Raw genomic sequence first — 24,436 nt, forward strand, 5'->3', positions numbered from 1 at the left:
ATGGCCGAGTCCGCGCAGCCACGCGTGGCGGCGCAGCCGGGAGGTTCGGGCCGATCGAACGTGTTGACGTCCTACGACCCACGCACGGGCGAGGTCGTCGGCAACTACGCGGTGATGGGCGCAGGCGAGATCAACCGCACGGTACGCAGCGCACGGGCCGCCGAAAGATGGTGGGCCGACCTGGGTTTCGGCGGACGCAAACGGTGGCTGCTCGACTGGAAGCGCGACATCACCCGCCGGGCAGGCGAATTGGTGGAGATCCTGTCCGAGGAGACCGGGAAACCGGAGGCGGACGCGACAATCGAGGTGATGCTCGCGGTCGAGAACCTCGATTGGGCGGCCAGGAACGCGAGCCGCGCGCTCGGCAGGCACCGGGTCGGCTCCAGCTGGCTGACCCGCAACCAGCGAGCCTCGGTCGGCTACCTGCCGCTCGGCGTCATCGGGGTGCTCGGCCCGTGGAACAACCCGGTCTTCACGCCGATGGGCTCGATCGCCTACGCGATGGCCGCAGGCAACACGGTGGTGTTCAAGCCGCACGAGCTCACCACCGGTGTCGGTGTCTGGCTGGCCGACAGCTGGACTCGGCTCGCGCCGAATCAGCCGGTGCTGCAGGTGGTTACCGGCGACAACGGAACGGGCCGTTCGCTGTGTCGAGCGAAGGTCGACAAGATCGCCTACGCCGGTTCGGAATCGGGCGCGCGCGAGGTCATCGAGCTGTGTACGCACACGATGACGCCGGTCGTCGTCGAGCGCACCGGCAAAGGCAGCATGATCGTGCACGTCGACGCGCGGCTCGATGACGCAGCGGAGGCCGCGGTCTTCGGGGCGATGGCCAATGCAGGCCAGAACGCCACCGGGATCCAGCGGGCCTACGTCGCGGAGTCGGTGTACGAACCGTTCCTCGAGCTCGTTGTCGAGCAGGCCGGGCGACTGCGGCCCGGCGCCGACAAGCGGGCGTCCTACGGCCCGATGATCCTGGAGTCACAGGTCGAGGTGGTACGCAAGCAGATTCGGGATGCGCTGGCCCGCGGCGGTCGCGCGGTGGTCGGTGGACTCGATTCGATCCGCGAACCCTACGTCGAGCCGGTGGTGCTCACCGAGGTGCCCGAGGAAAGCCTGGCGATCACCGGCGAGGGCATCGGGCCCGTGCTGATCGTGAACAAGGTGACCGACATGGCCGACGCGGCGCAGCGCATCAATGCCGTCGGCAACGATGTCGCGGTCTCGGTGTTCACCAGGGATGTGCACGAGATCGAGTCGTTCGCCGAACAGCTGCGGGTCGGTGTGGTCACCATCAATTCCGCGACGGCCTACGCGGGCATCCCCGCGCTGCCGTTCGGTGGTGTCGGCGAATACGGGCAGGGCCACAGCCATGGCGATCAGGGCCTGCGGGAGTTCAGCCACACGCTGGCCATCGCGCGCAAGCGCTATCAGGCACCGGTGAACCTGTCCACCTTCGACCGCCATCCCCGGCATCTCCGGTTGGCCAGGACCATCTTCCGCATCCGGCACGGACGCCACACCTAGGACACAGGCGCTAGGGCTCAGGTCACCGATCTGCGGCGGCACCGAGCAGCACGGCCTCCATCAGCGCGGTGACCCGAGCCAATTGGGCTGGGCGGGAATCGAATCGGAGCAACCGCCCGACATCGATCACTTGGCCGATGGCGGCGTGCACCCGGAAGCGCGCCTCGACGGGATCGCCGTCGAGCAGGTTGGCCCATTCGAGGACGTTCTGTCGTTGGATCGCGCGCAGCTTGTGCTGTTCGGCCTGCGGTAGATTGCTGAATTCGGCGTAGTAGACCGGCATGATCTCCGGCATCGCGAAGGTCAGCTTGGCTTGGCGTTCGGCGATGCGGCGCACCGCGTCCTCGCGGCTGGTCGCCTCGGCCAGTGCCTCGGTGATCGCCAGCGCGACCCGGTCGCCGGTGCGATAGAAGGCGGCGGCGAGCAGATCGGACTTGCTCGCGAAGTAGCGGTACACGCTCGACGCGTTGATGCCGACGGCCGCGCCGATCTCTTCGATGCTCGCCTCGTGGTAGCCCTGCCTGCCGAAGATCCGGATGGCCTCGGTGAGCAGCTGTTCGCGTTTCGACGACACCGGCAGCCCCTTGGTCACCGGGCCGGGATCGGGTTCCGGTGGCGCGGGCGGCAACTCGGCGCGCAGGATGGCCCACGACATGTCGTGCAACAGCGGAAGCAGTTTGGCACCGGACAGCGCGCTGCGGTGCGCGGAAATGCTCGCGATCGCGCTCAGCACGGCGGCCGCCGCGATCGCCACATCGGCGGGCGGCGCCGTTGGCCGCAGCTGCGCGATCGGCCCGGCGAGGGTCGCGTTCAAGTCGTCGTAGATGGCGCGGATCCGGAGGCGATCTTCGCGTTCCAGATAGCGCCGCTCCCAGCGGTACAGCCCGGCCTCGCGGCGGATCTCGATGGTGTGTTCGCTGATCGCCTTGATCAACGCGTCCAGCCGTCGCTCGGGCGCCAACTGCGGATCGTCCGCGGCGCGTGCCACATTCAGCAGGTGTCTGGCGCCTTCTTCGGCGGCCGCCACGAGCAGCGCGTATTTGTTCGTGAAATGCCGGTACAGCGCGGGGCCGGAGATCCCGACCTCGGCGGCGATCTCGTCGACCCCGACCGGGTAATACCCGCGGTCGCTGAACGCGCGCGCGGCCGCCCTGATGATCTGCACCTTGCGATCCTTGGGCCTGCGACGCACCGGCCCACTCGGCGCCTGACCGCCGCTCCCCGCGGGATCGTCACGCACCACCCGCCCGCCTGCATCAGGCCGCGCGGAAGCGAGACCGACCTCGCTGCGATCCGCGACCATGCACCTTCTCCGTTCTCCGGCGGCGCTGGTTGACAGCGCCCGACAATGGAACCTAAGTTAACCACAATTCGCAAAGTTAACCGCGATTCCGGATAAAGCAGCCGCCGAGTCCCAGCGTAGGAGTAGACATGAGCAACCCCGATTCTGCGGCTCCGGCCGCGTCCGCCGCGCCTGCGGCCGGCTTCTCCGCGGTACACGACGGCAAGGTGCTCCGGGTGACGATCACCAATCCGAAGCGCAAGAACGCCGTCGACTACGACACGATGAAGGGGCTCGGCGACACAGTCGTCGCGGCGTCCGCGGATCGATCGATCCGCGTGATCGTGCTGACCGGCGCAGGCGGCGACTTCTGCACCGGCGCCGACCTGTCCGCCAGCGCGGGCGAGGCACAACGCGGCATCACCTCGGAGATGGTGATGGATGTGGCGAACCGCATGGTGAAGTCCATCGTCGATGCCCCGGTCCCGGTGATCGTCCGGATCAAGGGTGCCGCAGCGGGCGTCGGCGTCGGCATCGCCCTTGCCGCCGACCTCGTCTACGCCAGCGAAGACTCCTACCTCTTGCTTCCCTTCATCAATATCGGCCTGATGCCAGACGGCGGCGCGGCCGCCATGGTCGCCGCCGCAGCGGGGCGCCCGCTTGCCGCCGAAATGGCCTTGCTCGGTGAACGCCTCCCCGCCCCCGCCGCCAAGCAAGCGGGCCTGTTCACCGCGGTCCTCCCCGACGACGAACTCGACGCAAAAGTGGAAGCTGCCGCCGCCAAACTCGCCGCAGGCCCGCGCCGCGCCCTCGAACTCACCAAACAGGCCCTCAACCAAGCCACCCTGCCCGCCCTGGCCGCCGCCCTGGCCGCCGAAAAGACCGGCCAGAGCGAACTATTGAAATCCCCCGACTTCTTCGAAGGCGCCACCGCCATGCTCACCAAGCGCAAGCCGATCTTCGCGGATTAGCTGTTCCGCCTCTCCGAGATTTCTGGCCAGACCTGGGCGCGTGGAGAGTTGGCGTCGGCGACCGGCTGCAGGTAGCCGGAAGGGTCAGCCGGTGCCCGACGAGTTACCCAGGTTCTCGCGAAATCAGTTGTCTCGCCTACGCCCGCTATGCTCTCTTGCTATGGGTTACCTGGTTAGCGGGGCAACTGGGTTTATCGGTCGGTTTCTCATCCCCGAGCTGCTGAAACGCGAGGGTGATATCCATGTGCTGGTGCGGCCGGGCGCCGAGTCCGCCGACCGGTTCACCTGCTGTGCCCGGGAGTGGGCAGGCGGGGATCGGGTGCGCCCGGTGCGCGGTGACCTCGGCGCGCCCGGGCTCGGTATCGATCCGAGTTGGCTTGCCGAGCATCGCGGCTCGATCGACCACGTCTTCCATCTGGCGTCCAGTTACGACAGCGCCGAACGTGGCGACGGAACCAGGCATCTGGTCGAGGTCGCGGAGCAGGTGAATGCCGGTCTGCTGCATCATGTCTCGACGGTGGAGGTGGCGGGCGCGACGGAGGGCCTGTTCACCGAGGACATGTTCGACGAGGGCCAGACGCTGACCACACCGATCCAGCGGGCCAAGTTCGAGGCAGAGCGGATCGTGCGCAAGGCCGGGCTGCCCTGGCGCATCTATCGGCCTTCGATCGTGATCGGCCATTCGCGGACCGGCGAGATCGATCGGATCGACGGGCCGTACTACTTCTTCCGGCTGCTTCGCATGGGTGCGCAGCTGCCGAGGATCCTGCCGGTGCTTGTCCCCAAGCTCGGTGAAACCAACATGGTGCCTGTCGATTTCGTGGCCCGCGCGCTGAATCACCTCGCACACCTGCCCGGCCCGAACGGGACGACCTACCACCTGGTCGATCCGCGCCGCCAGAGTGTCGCCGAGGCGTTGAACCTGTTCGCCGACGAGGCCGGCGCACCGCACCTGGTCGAGGTGATGCCGAAACGCACGCTCGACATGGTGTTGCAGGTGCCCGGTGCGAGCTGGGTCCTCCCCCGCGTCGGCGTGCCCCGAGATGTCTTGGAGCACAGCGAGTTCACCTGCTGGTTCGACTGCCGCAACACCACCGCTGCGCTCGCGGCCACCGATATCAAGGTGCCGCCGCTGGCGGGTTATGCCCCGCTGATCTGGAAGTACTGGATCGAGAACTGGGTCTGAAATCCGACGTCCCGCACGAATGAAGGCCCCGCCGTTCGTCGTTCAGGCGCCGGTGACCGTCAGGTAGATCAGGGCGACGTTGAGCGCCGAGATGATGACGGCGATCAACCAGGCGAGTGCGGTGGTGACGCGATGGTTCACGTCGTCGCCCATCAGAGCGCGATCACTGGTGAACCGGACCAGCGGTATCAACGCGAACGGAATGCCGAAGGACAGCACCACCTGCGAAATGATCAGTGCGCGAGTGGGATCGATGCCGATGGCGAGAATGACGAGTGCCGGGATCAGGGTGACCAGGCGGCGCAGCATCAGTGGAATGCGGCGACGCAACAGGCCCTGCATGATCATCGCGCCCGCGTAGGCGCCCACCGAGGTCGACGCGAGGCCGGAGGCGAGCAGACCGATGGCGAGCAGCAGCGCCGCCACCGGGCCGAGCGCGGTGCCGACCGCGGCGTGCGCGTCCTGCAGCGTCTCGATTTCCTGGTCCCGCAATGTGTTCGCGGCCATCAGCAGCATCGCCAGGTTCACCGTGCCTGCCAGCAACATGGCCAGCACGACGTCGACCTTGGTGATCTTCAGCAGCCTGCGCCGCATCGGCCCGACCTCTGGATGCCCGTGCCGGTCCCTGGCCAGGCCGGAGTGCAGGTACACCGCGTGCGGCATGACCGTCGCGCCGATCATGGCCGCGGCGAGCAGCACGCTCTCGGTGCCCTGGAAGCGCGGAACCAGGCCGCCGATGGTGCCGCCGACCGAGGGCGGCGAGATGAACACGCTGGCGAGGAAGCCGATCGCGATGATCGCGAGCAGGCCGGTGATCACCCGCTCGAACGGTTGCTGTCCGCGCCGGTCCTGCACGAGCAGCAGACCCATCGACACCACGCCGGTGATCACGCCGCCGACCAGCAGTGGGAGCTGGAACAGCAGGTTGAGCGCGATCGCGCCGCCGACCACCTCGGCGAGATCGGTGGCCATCGCGACGGTCTCCGCCTGCCCCCAGTACGCGAGTCTGGTTCGGCGATTCGACTTCTCCCGCACGGCCTCGGGGAGCGACATCCCGGTCACCAAACCCAGTTTGGCCGAGAGGAATTGGACGAGCCCGGCCATCACGTTGGCCATCACGATGACCCACACGAGCAGATAGCCGAACTGCGCGCCCGCGCTGATGTTCGAGGCGACGTTGCCAGGATCGACGTAGGCGATGGCCGCGACGAACGCGGGCCCGAGCAGCATGGTCGCGGCGCGGGCCCGCGTGGTGGCAGTTTTAGCGGACTCCGCCAAGGTGGTACTCACAGAACAGAATTTTACGGGTTCCCGAACTTTCCTGTTAGTCCTACCCGTAAAAAGCAACCGCCTGGTCATACCCGAGGGTAAAACCAGGCGGTCGGTTGGTACTCCGTGGGTTATTTAGATGCCCATTCCGCGGGCGAGCACCGGCCAGGACTGCAGGAACTCCTCCCGCCAGTAGCCCCACGAGTGGGTGCCGCTCGGCCGGAAGTTGAAGGTCGCCGGGATGCCGAGCGAATCGAGCTTGTTCTTCAAGTTGTTGGTGCAGAAGTTCGTGCCCGCCTCGATGATGCCGCCGATGATGATCTGGTTGGCCAGACCGTAGGCGCCGGGCAGGGCGTACGGACCATTCAGCGTGTCGAACTGACCGGGCAGACCGTTGCCGGTCGAGATGTAGAGGCCGACGCCGCGCAGACCCTCGGCGTGCACGTACGGATCGTTGGCCGCCCACTCCGGCGAACCCGGCGGGCCCCACATGTTCTCGGTCTTGCCGCCGCCCCAGGTCTCGACGGTGAGCCGGACGAACTCCGAGCCGACCGGATCACTGGTCTGTGCGCACCCGCTGTAGGCCGCGGCCGCCTTGTACAGGCCAGGCTTGGCGATCGGCAGCGCGAGCACGGTGGTGCCCGAGGTGGACAGGCCCGCGATCGCGTTCACGCCGTTGGTGCCGAGTGCGCCGTCGACCAGCGGCGGCAGCTCCTCGGTGAAGAAGGTCTTCCACTTGTTGCGGCCGAGCGCCGGATCGTCCTTGATCCAGTCGGTGTAGTAGCTCCACTTGCCGCCGATCGGCTGGATCACGTTGACGTTCTTGTCCAACAAGAACTTCAGCGTGTCGGTCTTGGCCTGCCAGGACGCGTCGTCCTGGCCGCCGCCCGCGCCGTTGAGCAGGTACAGGGCGGGCCGGGGCACCGTGGCATCGGCCGGGCGCTGCACATCGATGATGACCTTCTGGTCCATCGCCGCCGAGTACACGTACAACCGGATGTTGCGGTCGTCCTTGTATTCGGCCTTGGTGATACGCGACCCGTTCGGTGCGGTCGGGTTGGCGAGCAGAGCCTTGGAATCGAAGATCGGGTCAGCTGATGCAGGTGCCACGCCGAGTCCGGTCATCATTCCCGCGAGGACCGCCGTTGCCGCGATCGCCGCCGCGGCACGCAGGCCGCCGCGCCGGGTCTGTCGACGTATCAATTCCGCACCTTCGCTTCGTCTCGAGATTCCATTGCCATCACCACGGGGCCGACGGTGGATCCTGGACCACACCACGCCAGACCCTACGGGCTCTGTGGTCGCGACAAAAGGGGACACTCTTACCACAGCGCTGCCCCATCATGCCCGAGCGCCCTCGCTCGGTTCACGCCAGACCCACCGTCCGATTCAGCTGCCGTTGCCGAGGATCCAGCAGATCCGCCAGGATCGGCCCGATCTCGGCCAGTGCTTCCGGTGTAGTCATCTGATCATGCGTAACACCAATAGGACGGTCTTCGACACGGCCTTCGACGAACGTTTGCCAACTATGTGCCGCGCCGTCATGTCCGGTAGCACTGAAGTAATCGAGCCGGCCACGGAACACCTCGGGCCGGTGTTCGGCGATCAACTCGGCCGAACGCACCGCGCTGCGGTAGATGCGGCGCACCCGCTCCGGCGTGAGCACCGCCATGCCTGGCGGAATGGTCGCGTGCAGCGCGGCGAGCGCGTCGTCGCCGAGGTCGTGGATGTCGCCGTCGCCGGGAATCAGCGCATCGGCGCCGATGCCGAGTTCGGCGAGTGCCTCGCGGACCGCAGCCCGCAAGTCGGTGACGTCGATGTCGTGGTGGCTGTCCAGCATGGCGAGCAGCGCGATCTCCTCACCGGCGGCCTGCAACTGGGTCGCGACGGCGTGCGCGAGCACGCCGCCGAGCGACCAGCCGAGCAGCCGGTACGGGCCGACCGGCTGCACCGCCTTGATCTCCGCGACGTACCGGCCTGCCAGCTCGGCCAGTGAGGTCGGCAGGTAGCCGTCTTCCGAGAGCGCGGGCGACTGCAGGCCGAAGACGGGCGTGCTGACAGGCACGTAGCGGGCCAGACCCGCATAGCACCAGGACAATCCGTACATCGGATGGATGCAGAACAGCGGCTCGGCGGCGGGCATGTCGTGCGGCACCCTGGTCCGGATCGGCAGCAGCACGCCGAGCGCGGCATTGGAGTCGATGTCGTAGTCGGGGTCGTCGGCGAGCGCAGCCATGATGCGGGCCGACAGTGCCGCCGGGGTGGCGCCCGTGAAGAACCACTGCACCCGCACCGCGCTATCGGTGAGCGTGCGCAACCGCTTGACCACCCGGGTCGCGGACAACGAGTTGCCACCCAGCTCGAAGAAGTCGTCGTCGACGCCGACCTGGTCGACGGCGAGCACGTCGGCGAAGACCTCGGTGATGGTGCGCTCCAGCGGAGTGCCCGGCGCACGGTACGCGCGGGGCACCGGCCCGGCGCCGTGCGGCGGCACCCGGAAGTCACCGCGGCCCACGTACTCCAGCACGCCGTCGTGCCAGCGGACGATGTCGCCCGTGCGGTAGAGCCGCTCGCCGCCCGCGTGCGCGATGAAGCGCTCCGCGGTGCGCTCGGGTGCTCCGAGATAGCCGCGCGCCAGCTGGATGCCCGCGACGTACAGCTCACCCGCGGCGCCGAGCGGGACCTGGCGCAGCTGCCGGTCGAGCACGTGCACCCTGGTGTTGGCGACCGGCGTGCCGATCGGCACCGTGGCGGTGGGAAGGTCGACGGGGTAGTCGGTGACCACCGCCGCCTCGGCGAGCCCGTACCAATTGATCAGCCGCGCACCGGGAATCGCGGCGGCGAAGCGCGCCGCGGTGTCGCCGGACAGTGCCTCGCCCGCGGCGAACACCCGCCGCAGCGTCGGATGCTCGGTCGTGGTCGACGACTCGAGGAAGGCATCCAGCATCGATGGCGCCAAGTGCACCGTGCTGACCCCGAATTCGCCGATAGTCCGCGCCAGATAGTCAGGGTCGCGATGGCCGTCCGGTGCGGCGACGACGATCGAGGCACCGGTCTGCAAGGGCCAGAACAGCTCCCACGCGGCGCTGTCGAAGGTGCTCGGGGTCTTGTGCAACACCACGTCGCTGCTGTCGTGCGGGTAGATCCACTGCGCCCAGCGGAACTGGTTGACCAGCTGACGGTGCGTGATCAGCACGCCGTTCGGGCGACCGGTGGCGTCGACGGGGTAGCTGACGTAAGCGACGCTGTCGGGATGCATGCTGTTGTTCAGCAACGGAACCGCCGACAACGGCAGGTACAGCGTGTCGGTTGCGACGACCTGGATGCCGGTCTCGGTGGCGAACGCGTCAGCGGTGGTGGTCAGCACACACGCGGGAACCGCAGTGGCCAACAGGTATTCGCTGTGCTCGGCCGGGTGATCCGGATCGATCGGCAGGCAGCCGGCGCCGGTCCGCAGCACCGCATAGACGGTCACCACCAGATCGACGCTGCGCCGCATCGCCACGGCCACCAGCGATTCCGAGTCGATGCCCCAGCGCATGAGCTCGACGGCCAGCGCCCTTGAGCGCAGCTCGAGCTCGGCGTAGCTGAGCGTGCCGTCGGCCGACCGCACCGCGACCGCCTCCGGCGTGCGCGCCACCTGAGCGTCGAACAGGGAAAGCAGCGTTGCCTCGTCCAGCAGATCCGGCACGTCGGTGGCGTTGCGGGCGGCCAGTTCGGCGCGATCGCTGTCGAGCAGCACATCGATATCGGCGATGCGCGCCTGCGGGTTGGTCACGAATCGGCGAATGAGCGCCGAAAGTCGTTGCGCGAGTGCCTGTGCCGTCGTCTCATCGAACAGATCGCGCAGGTACTTCACCGACACCCGGAGCTGGCTGTCCAGCGCGACCGTCACGGTCAGCGGGTAGTGGGTGCCGACGGCCGCGTGCACGCCGGTGACGCGCATGTCGTCGATATCGCAGGCCTTGTCCAGTCCTTCCCGATCGACCGGGAAGGACTCGAATACCACCAGCGAGTCGAAAAGCCCTGCCACGCCGATGGTTTCCTGGATATCGCTCAGGCCGAGATAGTGGTGGTCGAGCAGCCCGGCCTGCTCGCCTTGCAGCTGCCGCAGCAGCCCGCCGAGGGTGTCGGTGGCGCCGAGGCGCACCCGCACCGGGATCGCGTTGAGGAACAGGCCGACCATGCTCTCGACGCCGTCCAGCTCCGGTGGCCTGCCGGAGACGGTGGCGCCGAAGACGACGTCGTCGCGGTCGACGCTGCGGCCGATCAACAGCCCCCATGCCGCCTGCACCACGGTGTTCACCGTGACGCCGAGACCCGAGGCGAGCCTGGTGAGCGCGGTGGTGTCGGCAGGCGCCAGCTCGAAAACGACTTCGCCGATGCCCCTCGCGATTTCGCGGCCCGGGTCGACCGGGGCCAGCGGCGTCGGCTCGGTGATGCCCGCCAGCGCGGTGCGCCACGCCGCGCGCGCCGAGTCCGGCTCCTTGGCCTGCAGCCAGGCCAGGTAGCCGCGATAGGACGGCACCTTCGGCAGCTTTCTTGCGGCGCCGCCGAGCGCGTACAGCGTCAGCAGGTCTTTCATCAGCAGCGACATCGACCAGCCGTCGACCAGGATGTGATGACTGGTCACCAGCAGGTGATAGACGCCGGTTTCGCCCGCGGCGGAGCGGATCAACGCGAAGCGCAGCAGCGGCGCGGTGCGCATGTCGAAGTGCTCGGCGAGGTCGGCCGCCTTGAGGATGGCCAGCTCCGCGTGCGCGGCCTCGGGTTCGAGCTGGGCCAGATCGATCAACCGCCACGGCACCTCGACCGAATCCTGCACGACCTGTACGGGATTGCCGTCGGTGTCCTCGGCGAAGGCGACGCGCAGGTTGTCGTGCCGATCGAGCACGGCCTGCGCGGCCGCGTGCATTCTGGCCGCGTCCACCGAGCCATCGAGCTCAAGGACGAACTGGGTGAGGTAGACGTCGACCGAGGACTCGGCGAGCAAGGCGTGGAAGAGCAGGCCCGACTGCAGCGGGGTCACCGGCCACACATCGGCCAGCTTCGGGTAGACGGCGCCGAGCCGGTCGATATCGGCCTGCTTCAGCGGGACCAGGGCGAAGTCCGACGGCGTGAATGCGCCTGCGTCTTGGCGCAGGCCGTGTTCGGCAAGTCCGCCGAGGGCCCGGATCCAGTGCTCGGCAAAGGTTTTCACCTGATCGCCGGTGCAGGCCGCCGCCGCGTAGTCGAAGCGGGCGAGCAGGCCGTCGTCGCTGGCCTCGACGGTGAGGTCGAGCAGCAGGTCGTCGGCCGTGGTGTCGGTGTGCACCCTGGCCGGGCGCACGTCGCGGTAGCGCAACGAGAAGCGGGCGCGGGCAAGCGCGCTCAGGCCGGTGGCGGTGTCGGCGTTCAGGTAGCGGAGCAAGCCGTAACCGACGCCGCCGGACGGCACTGCCCTGCGCTGCTCCTTGACCTGCGCGAGCGCCGCACCCGCGGCCGGACCACCGACCAGCGCGTCGGCGGCATCGATCCTGGTGAGCCGCAACGGCAGCGGGTACTCGGTGGTGAAACCGCCGACCATGCTCTCGTCGGCGTCGGTCGCGAAACGCTCGTCGGCCGACAGTCGGATCACCGAACCGAGTGCGCGCGTGATGGATTCGTCCGCCGACGTGTGGAGCGCCAGCGCGACGGCGGTGAGCAAGACGTCCTCGACGGCGGTGTGGTAGGCGGCGGCAACGGCGGCCACCGCTGCGGCGCCTTCGGCGGTGATGGCCAGCGAGACCCGGCTGCGGGCCCGCAGATCCCGGTGGTCGGGCTCGGCACCTTCCGCAACCGCACCGAGTGTCCGCTCCCACCAGCCCAGCTCGCCGACGGTCCGCAGGTCGTTGGCCCGTGCCGACAGCGCGCGGATGAGCACGCCGAGGCCGTGTTCCTGCGCCGCGGGGGCGGCGTGCCTGCCGCGGCTCCATGCCGCGGTCAGCTGATCCACGATGGTTCGCCAGGAAATGTCGTCGACGACAAGGCCATTGGCGACGACGATCAAGGTGGAGCGGCCTTCCGGCCCGCCGGTCAGCACGAAGTGGATATTGCGTCCCTGCTCGGGATCCAGCGCCGCGGCCGCGGCCCGCACCACATCATCGATGGGCAACGAGGTTTCGCCGTGCGTGGCGTCGAGCTGACGGAACGCCTCGCCGGTGCGCTCGTCGACCGGGGGGATCCGCAACACCGGAGAGGTGCCGGTCCGGTCGAGCAACACCCACAGCATCGGGTGCTGCTCGAGCACCTTGCCGACGGCGTCGTGTACCGCCTCGACCGGGCAGCTGTCCGGAACGTCGAGCGCGATGGCCCTGACTTCGACGCCGGATTCCAGCAGCCGCGCCGCGTGCGGTGTGAGCGGCAGGTCGCCCGACTCGTCTCCTGGCCCGTTCTCGATCACCGCGACCCTGGCCAGCGCGCCGACCGTGCCCGACTCGAAAATGTCACGGGGCGTGAAGATCACGCCCCGGGTGCGGCAGCGCGACACCACCTGGATGGCGACGCTGCTGTCACCGCCGAGCGCGAAGAAGTCGTCGTCGAGCCCGACCCGGTCGAGATCGAGTACCTCGGCGATCACCGCGGCGATGGCCAGTTCCGCCTCGGTCTGCGGCGCCCGGAACGCGGTGGGCTCCAGTACGGCGTCGGGCAGTGCGCGCCGGTCCAGTTTGCCGACCGGTGTCAGCGGGATCTCGTCGAGCACCACGATGGCCGTCGGCACCATGTAGTCCGGCAGCGCGGCGCCGAGCTGTTCGGTCAGGGCCGCCACATCGAGGGTCGCCCCTGATTCCGGCAGCACGTAGGAGACCAGCGTTGTTGCGCCGGAACCCGACTCGCGGCCGACGGTGACGGCGAACTGCACACCGGGTCTGGCGACGAGCGTGGCGTCGATCTCGCCGAGCTCAACCCGGTGGCCGCGCACCTTCACTTGGAAGTCGTTGCGGCCCAAGTACTCCATCGTGTGCTCGGGCCCGCCCGTCTCCCGAGCGCTACCCCGCAGCGCGTCGCCGCGTGCGGCAGGCACCCATCTGACCACATCGCCGGTGCGGTACAGCCGCTCCCCCGGCAGTCCATACGGGTCGGCGACGAACCGGGCTGCGGTGCGGCCAGGCCTGGCGTGGTAGCCGCGGGCCAGCTGGATGCCGCCCAGATACAGCTCGCCCGCAACGCCTTCCGGCACCGGGCGCAGCCTGCTGTCGAGCACAAGCGACCGCATGCCTCGAACCGGGCCACCGATGGTGACCGGCTCACCCGGGCGCAACGGGTCGCTGATGGTGGTCATGATGGTGGTTTCGGTGGGGCCGTACCCGTTGTGGAAGTCCCGGTCTTTCGCACCCGCCCAGGTGGCGACCAGGTCGGCCGAGACCACCTCGCCGCCTGCCACGATCGCGCGCAGCCCGGACAGCGCGTCCTGATCGAGCGAGGCGAGCACGGACGGGGTGAGGAAGGCGTGCGTGACCTTGTTGGCTTGGATCAGCTCGGACAGTTCGGCGCCGCCGTCGACGCCGGACGGCACGACAACGAGCGCACCCGCCGAGCCGAGCGCGAGCAGCAGCTCGAGCATCGACGCGTCGAACGACGGCGACGCGAAAGCCAGTGCGCGGGTGGACTGGTCGAGCTGATAGCGCTCCACCTGTTCGGCGCTGAAGTTGGCGAGGCCTGCATGGGTGACCACGACGCCCTGGGGCATACCCGTCGAACCCGAGGTGTAGCTCACGTACGCGGCGTTGGTGCTGCGGATGGGCCCGAATCGTTCGCCGATGCTGATCGGGCGGTCCGGCCGGGCCGCGACGTCGTAGGTGAAGGCGCGATCGTCGAGCACCAGCCACTTCCGCCCGCCCGCCATCGGCGGCAGGCCGCCGACCTCGGCGGTCAACGTGATACCGAGTCCCGCATCCGAATCGGTGACCATGTGCGCGATCCGGTCGGCCGGATAGGTCGGGTCGATCGAGACGATCGCCGCACCGGTCTTGGCCACCGCCCACAGCGCGAGCACGGATTCGACCGAGCGCCGGATGGCAACGGCAACCAGCACGTCCGGTCCGGCACCGTAACCGATCAGCGTGCGCGCCAATTGTGAGGAGGCGGCGTCGAGTTCGACGTAGCTGAAGGGCCTGCCGCCGCCGAAGAGGGCGATGCCGGTGGGGTTTCTGGTGACGGCCGAGGCCATCAGCTCCGTGAGGGTGCGCGGCGGCACCGCTTCACCGCCCGTGCGGGAGAGCAGGTCGACGCGCTCGGAGTCGTCCAGGATCTCCAGGTCACCGACCGCGACGCCGGGATTCTCCGCGACGACGGCCAGGATGCCGCGGAAACGGCGGCCGAAGTCGACCACCGTCTGTTCATCGAAAAGTTCACGGGCAAAAGTGAACTCGGCGGCGAGTCCAGCTTCGGCGCCCGCTTCGGTGCGCTGCTCGCGCACGGTGAGCAGCAGGTCGAACTTGGCCGTGTCGGCGGCCGGGTCGAGCGCGGCAAAACCGAGGCCGGGCAACTCGAAGCTGGTGTTCGCCAGGTTCTCGAAGGACAGCGCCACCTGGAACAGCGGGTGCCTGCCCACCGAGCGCGCCGGGTCGAGTATCTCGACCAGCCGCTCGAACGGAGTGTCGGAGTTGGCGAAGGCCCGCAGGTCGGTCTCCCGGTTGGCGGCGAGCAGCTCGGTGAAGCCGAGATGCGGCGCGACCCGGGTCCGCAACACCAGTGTGTTGACGAACATGCCGATCAGGTCGTCGAGTTCGGCCTCGCCGCGCCCCGCGATCTGGGTGCCGATGGCGACGTCCTCGGTGCCCGACATCCGCGCGAGGAACACCGCGAGCGCGGTGTGCACGACCATGAACAGGGTCGCGTTGTGCTGCTTGGCCAAGGCGGCCAGCGCGGCGTGTACGTCGGCGTCGACCGTGAAGTTCGTCTTGCCGCCCGCGAAGCTCTGCGCGACGGGCCGCGGCCGGTCGGCAGGCAGTTTCAGCTCGTCCGGCAGATCGGCGAGTTCGGTTGCCCAATAGGCCAGTTGGGTACCGGCGGCGGATTCCGGGTCGTCGTCGGCGCCGAGCCGGTCCCGCTGCCAGAGCGCGTAATCGGCGTATTGGATGGGCAGCGGCGCCATGGCAGGCGCCTCGCCGCCGCTGCGTGCGGCGTAGGCCAGCATCAGGTCACGGGTCAGTGGGCCCATCGACCACCCGTCGGCGCTGATGTGGTGCGCGACGACCACCAGCACGTACTCGCTGCCCGCGAGCTGGAACAGCCTGGCGCGGAACGGCACTTCCTTGGTGACGTCGAACCCGGCGGCCACGACGCGCTGCACCTCGTGCGCGACGCGCTCCTCGCCGATCTGCGCGGGCGCCAGCTCGACCGGCACCTCGTGCGGCGCGAGGATCCGCTGCTCCGGTCCGTCCGGTGTCTCCGGGTAGCGGGTGCGCAGGATTTCGTGCCGCGCGACGAGGTCGGCGACGGCCTGCTGCAGTGCGCCGACATCCAGATCGCCGGAGAGGCGAATGGTCACCGGGATGTTGTATACCGCTGCGGTGGGGTCGAATTGGTTGAGGAACCACATCCGCTGCTGAGCGAACGAGAGCGGAATGCGGTCGGGGCGCGGCTGGGCAACCAGCGGAACGCGGGTGCTCTCGCCCTCGGTGCGTTCGACCTTGACCGCGAGCCCGGCCACCGTTGACGCCTCGAACAGCGCACGCACCGGCACTCGCGCGTCCAGTGCGGCACCGATGCGCGCCGCGACCTGGGTGGCCAGCAGCGAGTTGCCGCCCAGCGCGAAGAAGTCGTCGTCGGCGCCGACGTGTTCGACGCCGAGCACATCGGCGTAGACGGACGCGACGATCTCCTCGATCGGCGTCGCGGGCGCGCGGAAGACCAACGCTTCGAACTCCGGCTCCGGCAACACCTTTCGATCCACTTTGCCGTGCACCGTGCGGGGCAGCGCGTCGAGCACGACGAATGCCGACGGCACCAGGTACGACGGCAAGCCGGTCGTCAGCGCGGACTTCACCTGTGCGACATCGAGCCCCGCCTCCGACTGCGCGGCCTCGGCGGCCTGCGCGGCGAACGAGGCCGCCTGGACCGCAAAGGAGATGGCGGGGGCCGCCGAGGCAGGCCGATCCGAGTGGGCGGCAACCAGATAGGCCACGAGACGATCACCGGTCTTGGGATCCGACTTGGCGACCACCACGGCCTCGGCCACCTCGGGCAACGCGAGCAGCGCGGCCTCGATCTCGCCGAGCTCGATGCGGAAGCCACGGATCTGCACCTGGAAGTCGGTGCGGCCCTGGTACTCCAGTTCGCCGACACGGTTCCATGCGGCCAGGTCGCCGGTGCGGTACATCCGCGCACCGGACTGGAAGGGGTTGGCCACGAACCGATCCGCGGTCAAGTCGGGGCGATCGACGTAGCCGCGCGCCAGCTGACTGCCCGCCAGATACAGCTCACCCGTGACACCGACGGGTACCGGCCGCAGCCTGCCGTCGAGCACGTACGCCTGGCTGTTCCACGCAGGTGCACCGATGGCAACCGTGGTCTGGTCGGCATCGGTGACCCGGTGGTCGGTGATCGAGACCGCTGCCTCGGCCGGGCCGTACAGGTTGTGCAGCGCCACATCTGGGTGTGCCGCCAGGAAACGCTGTGCCAGCGCGGCAGGCAGCGCCTCGCCGATGGCGAGCACGCGCCGCAGCGGCGACGGCGCAGGCTCGGTTTCGGTGCCGGTGTGCACGAGCAGCGCGTCCAGCATGGACGGCACGGCGTGCAGCGTCGTCACATTTTCCCGGCTGATCAGGTCGTTCAGGTAGGCCGGGTCCCGGTGCCCGTCCGGCAGCGCGATTACCAGCTTGCCCGCGCAGACCACCGCCGACCAGAACTCCCACACCGAGAGGTCGAAGGTCGCCGCCGTCTTCAGCAGCACTGTGTCGTGCCCGGACAGGCCGAATGCGGCGATCTTCCACTGCAATTGGTTGGCGATGGCGGCATGCGAGACCGCGACGCCCTTGGGCCGACCGGTCGATCCGGACGTGAAGATCACGTACGCGGTGTGTTCCGGCCGCAGCGGCGCCACCCGCTCCCGGTCCGCGAGCGGACCGCTCGGGAACGAGCCGAGCACCAGCTCATCGAGCAGCACCACCGGCGCGACCTCGGTGTGAAAGCCCGCGTCCGTGTCGGTCAGCACGCAGACCGGTGCCGCGGTCGCGAGAATGTAGTCGGTGCGCTCGGCGGCCTGATCCGGGTCGACCGGCACATACGCGCCACCGGATTTGGCGACCGCGTACATCGCGACGACCAGATCGATCGAACGCCGGAACGCAAGCGCGACCCGCGATTCCGGCCCGACGCCGCGCGAGATCAGGTACCTGGTCAGGCGATTCACCTGCGCGTCGAGTTCGACGTAGGTGAGCTCGCGGCGCGCGCCGTCGGGCAGGTCGGCCACCACGGCGATGGCTTCCGGGGCGGCCGCCATCACCGAGCGCTGTAGGAACGAGGGCAGGGTCGCGGCCTCGTCGACATGGTGTGCCGTGTCGTTCCACGTCGCAAGGACCGAGCGTTGTTCGTCGGCCGCGAGCAGGTCGATGTCACCGACCGCCGTCGTGGCGTCCGCCACGACCGCGACGAGGATCCGCGCCAGCCGGTCGGCGAACCCGCGCACCGTCGCCGCATCGAAAAGATCGGTGGCGTAGGTGAAGTGCGCATCGATGCCGGCAGGCGCGCCGGACTCGTCGTAGCTGTCCGCAACGCGCACCTGCAGATCGAACGGCGCGACATCGAGATCCGCGTCGATACCCGCCACAGCGAGTCCTGGCAGTTCGAGGGTCGAGTGCGCGCTGTTCTCGAAGGACAGGCCGACCTGGAACAGCGGGTGCCGCGCCGTCGAGCGTGGCGGGTCGAGCACCTCGACCAACCGCGCGAACGGAAGGTCGGCATGTGCGAAGGCGTGCAGGACGGTCTCGCGTTGCCGCGCAAGCACTTCGGTGAACGGTTCGCCGCCGTCGAAGGTGGCCCTGACGACAACGGTGTTGCCGAACATGCCGATCAAGTCGTCGAGCGCACGCTCGGCGCGGCCTGCCACCGGCGTGCCGACAGCGATGTCGCCGGTGCCGGACAGCCTGGCCAGCAGCACAGCCAGCGCGGTGTGCACGACCATGAACAGCGTCGCGCCGTTGGCACGCGCGAGCTCAGCAAGTCCGGCATGCGTGGCCGCGTCGATCCCTACCGCCACCCGCCCGCCCGCCAGCGAGGCGAGCGCGGGCCGCGGCCGATCCGCCGGCAACTCCAGCAGATCGGGCAGGTCGGCGAGTTGCCTGCGCCAGAAGCCGATCTGCTGCGCGGCAATGGATTCGGGATCGGCTTCGGCGCCGAGCACGGCGTACTGCCACAGCGCGTAATCGGCGTACTGCACCGGCAGCGGATCCCACCCCGGCGTCGCGCCCGCGGTCCGCGCGGTGTAGGCGACCAGCACGTCACGCACCAGCGCACCCATCGACGATGCGTCCGCCGCGATGTGATGGACGACCACGGCAAGCACGTACTCCGGTGCGTCCGTAGCGCTTTCGGGGCCGTCGGTGACCTCGAACAACCGCACCCGCACCGGCACCTCGGCGGTGACGTCGAACGGCGTGGCCGCCAACGCGTACACCGCCTCCGGCACGTCGGCCGCGGCCACCGAGCGGGCGGTGACGTCCAGCGCCACCCGGCTCGCGGGCAGCACGACCTGCACCGGACCCGCCGCGGTCTCCGGGTACACCGTCCGCAGCACCTCGTGCCTGCTCACCACGTCGTCGAGTGCGGCACCGAGGGCCCAGACGTTGAGCGCGCCGGTCAGCCGCAGCGCGAACGGCACGTGGTACGCGGCCTCGCGCATTCGCGCCTCGCCGGCGCTCTTTTCGGCAGCACCGCCCGCCGCGTCGTCGGACTGATCGAAGCGGTTGAGGAACCACATCCGCCGCTGCGCCAACGACAACGGCAACTGGGCGGGACGCACGATGCTGCCGAGCGCCGCCCGGTCGCCGTGCGTCTTGGATTCGATCGCGGCGGCAAGTCCGCGCACCGTCGGCGCCTCGAACACCGTGCGCACCGGAACCTTGGCCCCGACCGCCGCGCCCAATCGCTCCACCAATTGCACGGCGAGCAGCGAGTTGCCGCCGAGGGCGAAGAAGTCGTCATCGGCGCCGACCCGGCCGTGGCCGAGTACCGCACCGAATACCCCGGCGATGATCTCCTCGACCGGCGTTGCCGGGGTGCGGAATTCGCGCGCGGCGAAGGCCGGCTCAGGCAACTCCGTCCGGTCGAGCTCGGCGCCCAGGGTGAGCGGGAACTCGTCGAGCACCACGATCGCCGTCGGAACCAGCACCGCCGGAAGCGTTTCCGCGATCGCGGCGAGCAGCTCGGCAGGCACGACGATGGCGCCTGGCGCGGGGACGACATAGGCCACCAGCTGGTCGCCGAGGGTCGACCCGCTGAGCACCGCCGCCGCCTGGTGCACCGAGGGGTTGGCGAGCAGTGCGGTGTCGATCTCGCCGAGCTCGATGCGCTGGCCGCGGAACGTGACCTGGAAGTCGGTGCGACCGAGGTAGTCCAGCCGGTGCGAGCGACCGGCGCCAGCGTCCCGCCACACGACCAGGTCGCCGGTGCGGTACATGCGCTCGCCGAAGCCGAACGGATTGGCCACGAATCGATCCGAGGTCAGATCGGGCCGCCTGAGGTAACCGCGCGCGAGCTGCGCACCGGCGACATAGAGCTCACCGGGTACCCCGGCGGGCACCGGGCGCAGCCGTGCGTCGAGCACGTACACCTGGGTGTTCCACTGCGGCAACCCGATCGGCACCGAGCGGGTGTCGGCGCCGTCGGCGGTCCAGTAGGTGACCGATACCGCGGCCTCGGTCGGTCCGTACAGGTTGTGTATCCGTGCGTTCGACACCGCGCGGAATGCGCCGACGGTCTCCGGCGACAGCGCCTCGCCGGTCACGAAGACGTCCCGCAGGGTCGGGCAGGAGCCGGGGGCGGTGTAGGCGGCGAACACCGTCAGCATCGACGGTGCGAAATCCGTGACGGTCACCGAGTGCGCGGCAATGGTTTCCGCGACGTAGACGGCATCGCGATGCCCGTCGGGGGTGGCGATGACCAGTTTCGCCCCGGCTCGCAGCGGCAGGAAGAAGCCCAACAGGGACACGTCGAAGGTCGCCGCGGTCTTCTGCAGATACACGTCGTCGGCGCCGAGCGGGTATTCCGCGAGCATCCAGTCGAGCTGGTTGTCGATGGCGGCGTGCGAGACCGCGACCCCCTTGGGCCGACCGGTCGAATCCGACATGAACAGGACATACGCCGGATGCAGTGGCAGCACCGCCCGGAGCAGTTCCTCCTTGCGCACCGGCGCACCGTCGAATGCGCTGGTGTCGACGGTGTCCATGGTCAGCTCCGCGATACCGGCAGGCAGCGTGATCGCGGTGCGCGACGTGGTCAGCACGCAGGCCGGCTGCACGGTGTCGAGGATGTGCGCGATCCGCTCAGCCGGATGATCCGGATCGAGCGGCACAAACGCACCACCCGCCGTCACGATCGCATACATCCCCACCACAAGATCAACCGAACGACGAACCGCCAACCCCACCAACGACTCCGCACCAACACCCCGCGAAATCAACAACCGAGCAAGACGATTAACCCGCGCATCGAACTCCCGATACGACAACTCCACGCCCTCGAACGCCAACGCGACCGCATCCGGACGCGCCGCGGCGGCCCGCTGGTACCCGTCGAGCAACAGCTCGGGACTGATGGCATGCCGGGTTTCGTTCCAGCCGAGCAGAATCCGTGCCCGCTCGGTGGGGTCGAGCAGGTCGATGTCACCGACCGGATGCTCGGGATCCGTGACGACTGCGACGAGCAACCGCTCGAAGCGGCGGGCGAATTCCGCGATCGTCGCCTCGTCGAAGAGTTCGGTGGCGTAGGTGAATTGGGCGGTGAATCCGTCGTCCGCGGTGGGCACCATGGTCAGCTGCAGATCGAATGCCGACACCGCACGGTCGAAGTCGATCGCATGCGCGGAGAGTCCCGGTAGCTCGATGCGCGTCTTGCCCGTGTGCTGAACCTGCAGCGCCACCTGGGCGAGCGGATGGTGCGCCAGCGAACGCACCGGATCGAGCACCTCGACCACCCGCTCGAACGGCAGCTCCGCATGCGAGAATGCCGCGAGATCAGCCGCTTTCGTCGCCGCGAGCAGCTCGCGGAAGGACGCGCCGGGATCGATGACGGTCCGCAGCACCAGCAGGTTGGCGAACAGGCCGATCAATCCGTCGAGCGCTGACTCGCCGCGACCCGCGACCTGGGTACCGACGGTGATGTCGGCGCCGCCGGACAGCCTGGCGAGCAGCGCCGCGAACGCGGCGTGCACCGCCATGAACTCCGAAGCGCCTGCCTCCTCGGCCAATTCGCCGAGTGCGCGCCGTACCTCTGCGGCGATCTCGACGGCGCATTCCGCACCGGCGCGGGACGCGACGGCCGGGCGCGGCCGATCCGTCGGCAGCTCGAGCCGGTCCGGGATGCCCGTCAAAGTCGTACGCCAGTAATCGATCTGGGCGGCGGCCTGCGAATCCGGGTCGTTGTCGTCGCCGAGCACCTCGCGCTGCCATAGCGCGTAGTCCGCGTACTGCACCGGCAGCGGCGGCAGCGCCAGCCGGGCGCCGTTGCGCCGGGAGAGGAACGCGCCGAGCAGATCCTGCAGGAACGGCGTGACCGAGGCGTCGTCGGCGGCGATCTGGTGCACCACCACCATCACGACATGATCGCTGGGCGGACGGTGGCCTGCGGACTGGGTTGTCACCGGAGCCAGCTCGGCGAGTGCGATGCGCAGCGGTACCTCCGCGGCGACATCGAAGCCAACGGTGGCGAAGTCTCGCGACCAGTCGATCAGCTCGTGCTCGGCGAGCGGCTTCGGCGCCAGGTCGGGAACCGCCTGCGCCGTGGGCAAGACGACCTGATGGCCGGTGCCGTCGCTGGCCGGATACACCGTGCGCAGCGCCTCGTGCCGCTCGACCACATCGGTGATCGCCGCCTGCAACGCCGACACGTCGAGCGCGCCGGACAGCCGGATCGCGAACGGGATGTTGTACGCCGCCGATGCGGTGTCGAACTGGTTGAGGAACCACATCCGCTGCTGCGCCAGCGACAGCGGAATGCGCTCCGGTCGCTCCATCGGCGCGAGCGCACGCCGATCGCTCGCGCGCGTGAACGGCTCCAACCGTTCGGCAAGCCCTGCGACCGTTGGCGTTTCGAAGATCAGCCGAGCAGGCACCGGCGTGCCGACCACCTCGCTGAGCCGGGTGGCCACCCGCATCGCGATCTGCGGGTTGCCGCCGAGCACGAAGAAGTCGTCGGCGGCGCCGACCGGAGCCCCCGGCCCGAGCACCTCCGCGAACACATCGGCGACCAACTCCTCGAGCGGGCCGAACGGCGGTCGAAAAGGCGTGGTCCGCAATCGCGGTGTCGGCAGCGCGGCCCGGTCCAGCATGCCTGCGGGCGTCAGCGGGATCGCCGCGAGCACCATGACCACCGTCGGCACCATGTGCGCGGGCAGGTGCTGCTCGGCCACGGCGGCCAATGCGGCGGCGTCGGCGGCCTTTCCCGGCGCGGAGTGCACGTAGGAGACGAGAATCGTCGGACCGCTGTCCGGCGTGTGGGCGACGGTCGCCGCGAAGTCCACGGTCTCGTGCGCGGCGAGCACCGCGTCGATCTCGCCGAGTTCGATCAGGACGCCGCGGATGGTCACCCGGGAATCAATGCGACCCAGGTATTCCAGCGCACCGTCCTGGTCCCGTCGCACCGAATCCCCGGTGCGGTAGAGCCGGGACCCGGTGGTGTCGAACGGGTTCGCGACGAATCGGGCTGCGGTCAGCCCGGCTCGATCGTGATATCCCCGCGCGAGTTGCGCGCCGGTGATGTACAGCTCGCCCGCTGTCCCGTCGGGCACCGGCGCCAGTCGCTCGTCGAGCACGTATTCGGTGACCGCTCGGATCGGCGCGCCGATGGTCACCGGTGCGTCCGCCGTCAGCGGCGCACTGATATTCGTCATGATCGTGGCCTCGGTGGGCCCGTAGCCGGTGAAGAACTCGCGCTCCGGTCCCCCGGCGTCCGCGATGTCCCACCGCCGCACCAGTTCCGGCGAGACCGCCGCGCCGCCTGCGACCACCACCCGCAGTTCGTCGAGCCCGGCCGGGTCCAGCGATGCCAACGCCGCGGGCGTGAGGAACGCGTGCGTCACGCCCTCCCTGCGCAGCAGCGCCGTAAGCTCGTCGCCGCCGAGGACTTTCGGCGCCGCCACCACCATGGTGGCCGCGCCGCCGATCGCGAGCAGCAACTCCAGCACCGAGGCGTCGAACGACGGCGAGGCGAAATGCAAGGTCCGCGCGTCGCTGGTCACTTGGTAGCGCTCGCGCTGTTCGTCGCAGAAGCTCGAAAGCCCGGCCTGGGTGACGACGACACCGCTGGGTCGTCCGGTGGATCCGGAGGTGTAGAGGACATAGGCCGGGTTTTCGCCACGCAGCGGCCGCACCCGGTCGATATAGGTCACCGGGTCGGCGGGGAACTCTGCGAGCAACGCGGCGGCATCGGGGCCATCGATCGGCAGCCAGTCGACCTGGTCCGGCAGGTCGCCGCGCACGGCCGACACGGTCAGCCCGAAGATCGCACCGGAGTCGGCGATCATGTGCGCCACCCGCTCGGCGGGGAGATTCGGGTCAACCGGCACAAATCCGGCACCCGCCTTGGCCACCGCCCAGATGGCGACCACCGATTCGATCGAGCGCGGAATGCCGACGGCGACCAGGTCTTCCGGCCCGATGCCTCGGCTGATCAGCAGCCGCGCCAGCCTGGTCGAATGCTCATCGAGCTCGGCATAGCTCAGCTGCGCCACCGTGCCGGTGGCGTCGGCGAAGGCGACGCCGATGCCGCCCGGATTCGCCTCGACGGCCATCGCCATCAGCTGCGGCAGTGTGGTGACTCTCGGCCGCCTGGTCCGGGTGGGCCGGACGCGGGTCGGGCGGGTCATGCGCACACCGTTTCACGCGCTCCAACACACCGCTGCCCAACCGCCCGAACCATGGAGATGCCTCATCCTGCCTGTTGTTGCCGCATACACGCCTCACCGGCTCTCGATCCACTGATCATCGAACGCACGCACGCGCATCGTTACCGATCACGCCTGCT

The 24,436-nt window shown here is 69.0% G+C and carries 7 protein-coding genes; 3 read left to right on the forward strand and 4 right to left on the reverse strand.

Features of this window, described 5'->3' with window-relative positions:
* Positions 1-1,527 carry an aldehyde dehydrogenase family protein gene (locus tag NA11_RS29840; protein ID WP_084655193.1) on the forward strand — a complete coding sequence of 509 codons (1,527 nt, stop codon included), beginning with the start codon at positions 1-3 and terminating at the stop codon, positions 1,525-1,527.
* Between the two features lie 22 nt (positions 1,528-1,549).
* Here the strand turns inward: NA11_RS29840 and NA11_RS29845 are convergent, their stop codons facing one another.
* Positions 1,550-2,830, reverse strand: coding sequence for a TetR/AcrR family transcriptional regulator (locus NA11_RS29845; protein ID WP_084655189.1), 1,281 nt, complete (start codon positions 2,828-2,830; stop codon positions 1,550-1,552).
* A gap of 128 nt (positions 2,831-2,958) precedes the next feature.
* Between NA11_RS29845 and NA11_RS29850 the strand changes: the two genes are divergently transcribed.
* The gene (locus NA11_RS29850; RefSeq protein WP_069165367.1) at positions 2,959-3,780 is read left to right on the forward strand and encodes an enoyl-CoA hydratase-related protein; all 822 of its coding nucleotides are present in this window, start codon (positions 2,959-2,961) and stop codon (positions 3,778-3,780) included.
* Positions 3,781-3,940: 160 nt separating this feature from the next.
* The gene (locus tag NA11_RS29855; protein ID WP_069165368.1) at positions 3,941-4,966 is read left to right on the forward strand and encodes an SDR family oxidoreductase; all 1,026 of its coding nucleotides are present in this window, start codon (positions 3,941-3,943) and stop codon (positions 4,964-4,966) included.
* Between the two features lie 42 nt (positions 4,967-5,008).
* On the opposite strand, the gene NA11_RS29860 is transcribed toward NA11_RS29855, so the two are convergent.
* The 3 genes from NA11_RS29860 to NA11_RS29870 all read right to left on the reverse strand — a co-directional run bounded on the left by NA11_RS29860 (position 5,009) and on the right by NA11_RS29870 (position 24,278).
* Positions 5,009-6,244: an Nramp family divalent metal transporter gene (locus NA11_RS29860; protein WP_084655194.1), complete on the reverse strand. Its 1,236-nt coding sequence runs from the start codon at positions 6,242-6,244 to the stop codon at positions 5,009-5,011.
* Positions 6,245-6,370: 126 nt separating this feature from the next.
* Complete coding sequence (locus tag NA11_RS29865) at positions 6,371-7,360, reverse strand: alpha/beta hydrolase (RefSeq protein ID WP_069165386.1); 990 nt, start codon at positions 7,358-7,360, stop codon at positions 6,371-6,373.
* Between the two features lie 241 nt (positions 7,361-7,601).
* Complete coding sequence (locus tag NA11_RS29870; RefSeq protein WP_069165370.1) at positions 7,602-24,278, reverse strand: non-ribosomal peptide synthetase; 16,677 nt, start codon at positions 24,276-24,278, stop codon at positions 7,602-7,604.
* Positions 24,279-24,436: the final 158 nt, after the last annotated feature.

It is taken from the genome of Nocardia altamirensis NBRC 108246 (assembly GCF_001612685.1).
Taxonomy (GTDB): domain Bacteria; phylum Actinomycetota; class Actinomycetes; order Mycobacteriales; family Mycobacteriaceae; genus Nocardia; species Nocardia altamirensis.

Coding starts and splice junctions, on each gene's coding strand:
- NA11_RS29865 (WP_069165386.1), bottom strand. CDS start 7,360: ATGACCGGACTCGGCGTGGCACCTGCATCAGCTGACCCGATCTTCGAT.
- NA11_RS29870 (WP_069165370.1), bottom strand. CDS start 24,278: ATGACCCGCCCGACCCGCGTCCGGCCCACCCGGACCAGGCGGCCGAGA.
- NA11_RS29845 (WP_084655189.1), bottom strand. CDS start 2,830: ATGGTCGCGGATCGCAGCGAGGTCGGTCTCGCTTCCGCGCGGCCTGAT.
- NA11_RS29840 (WP_084655193.1), top strand. CDS start 1: ATGGCCGAGTCCGCGCAGCCACGCGTGGCGGCGCAGCCGGGAGGTTCG.
- NA11_RS29855 (WP_069165368.1), top strand. CDS start 3,941: ATGGGTTACCTGGTTAGCGGGGCAACTGGGTTTATCGGTCGGTTTCTC.
- NA11_RS29850 (WP_069165367.1), top strand. CDS start 2,959: ATGAGCAACCCCGATTCTGCGGCTCCGGCCGCGTCCGCCGCGCCTGCG.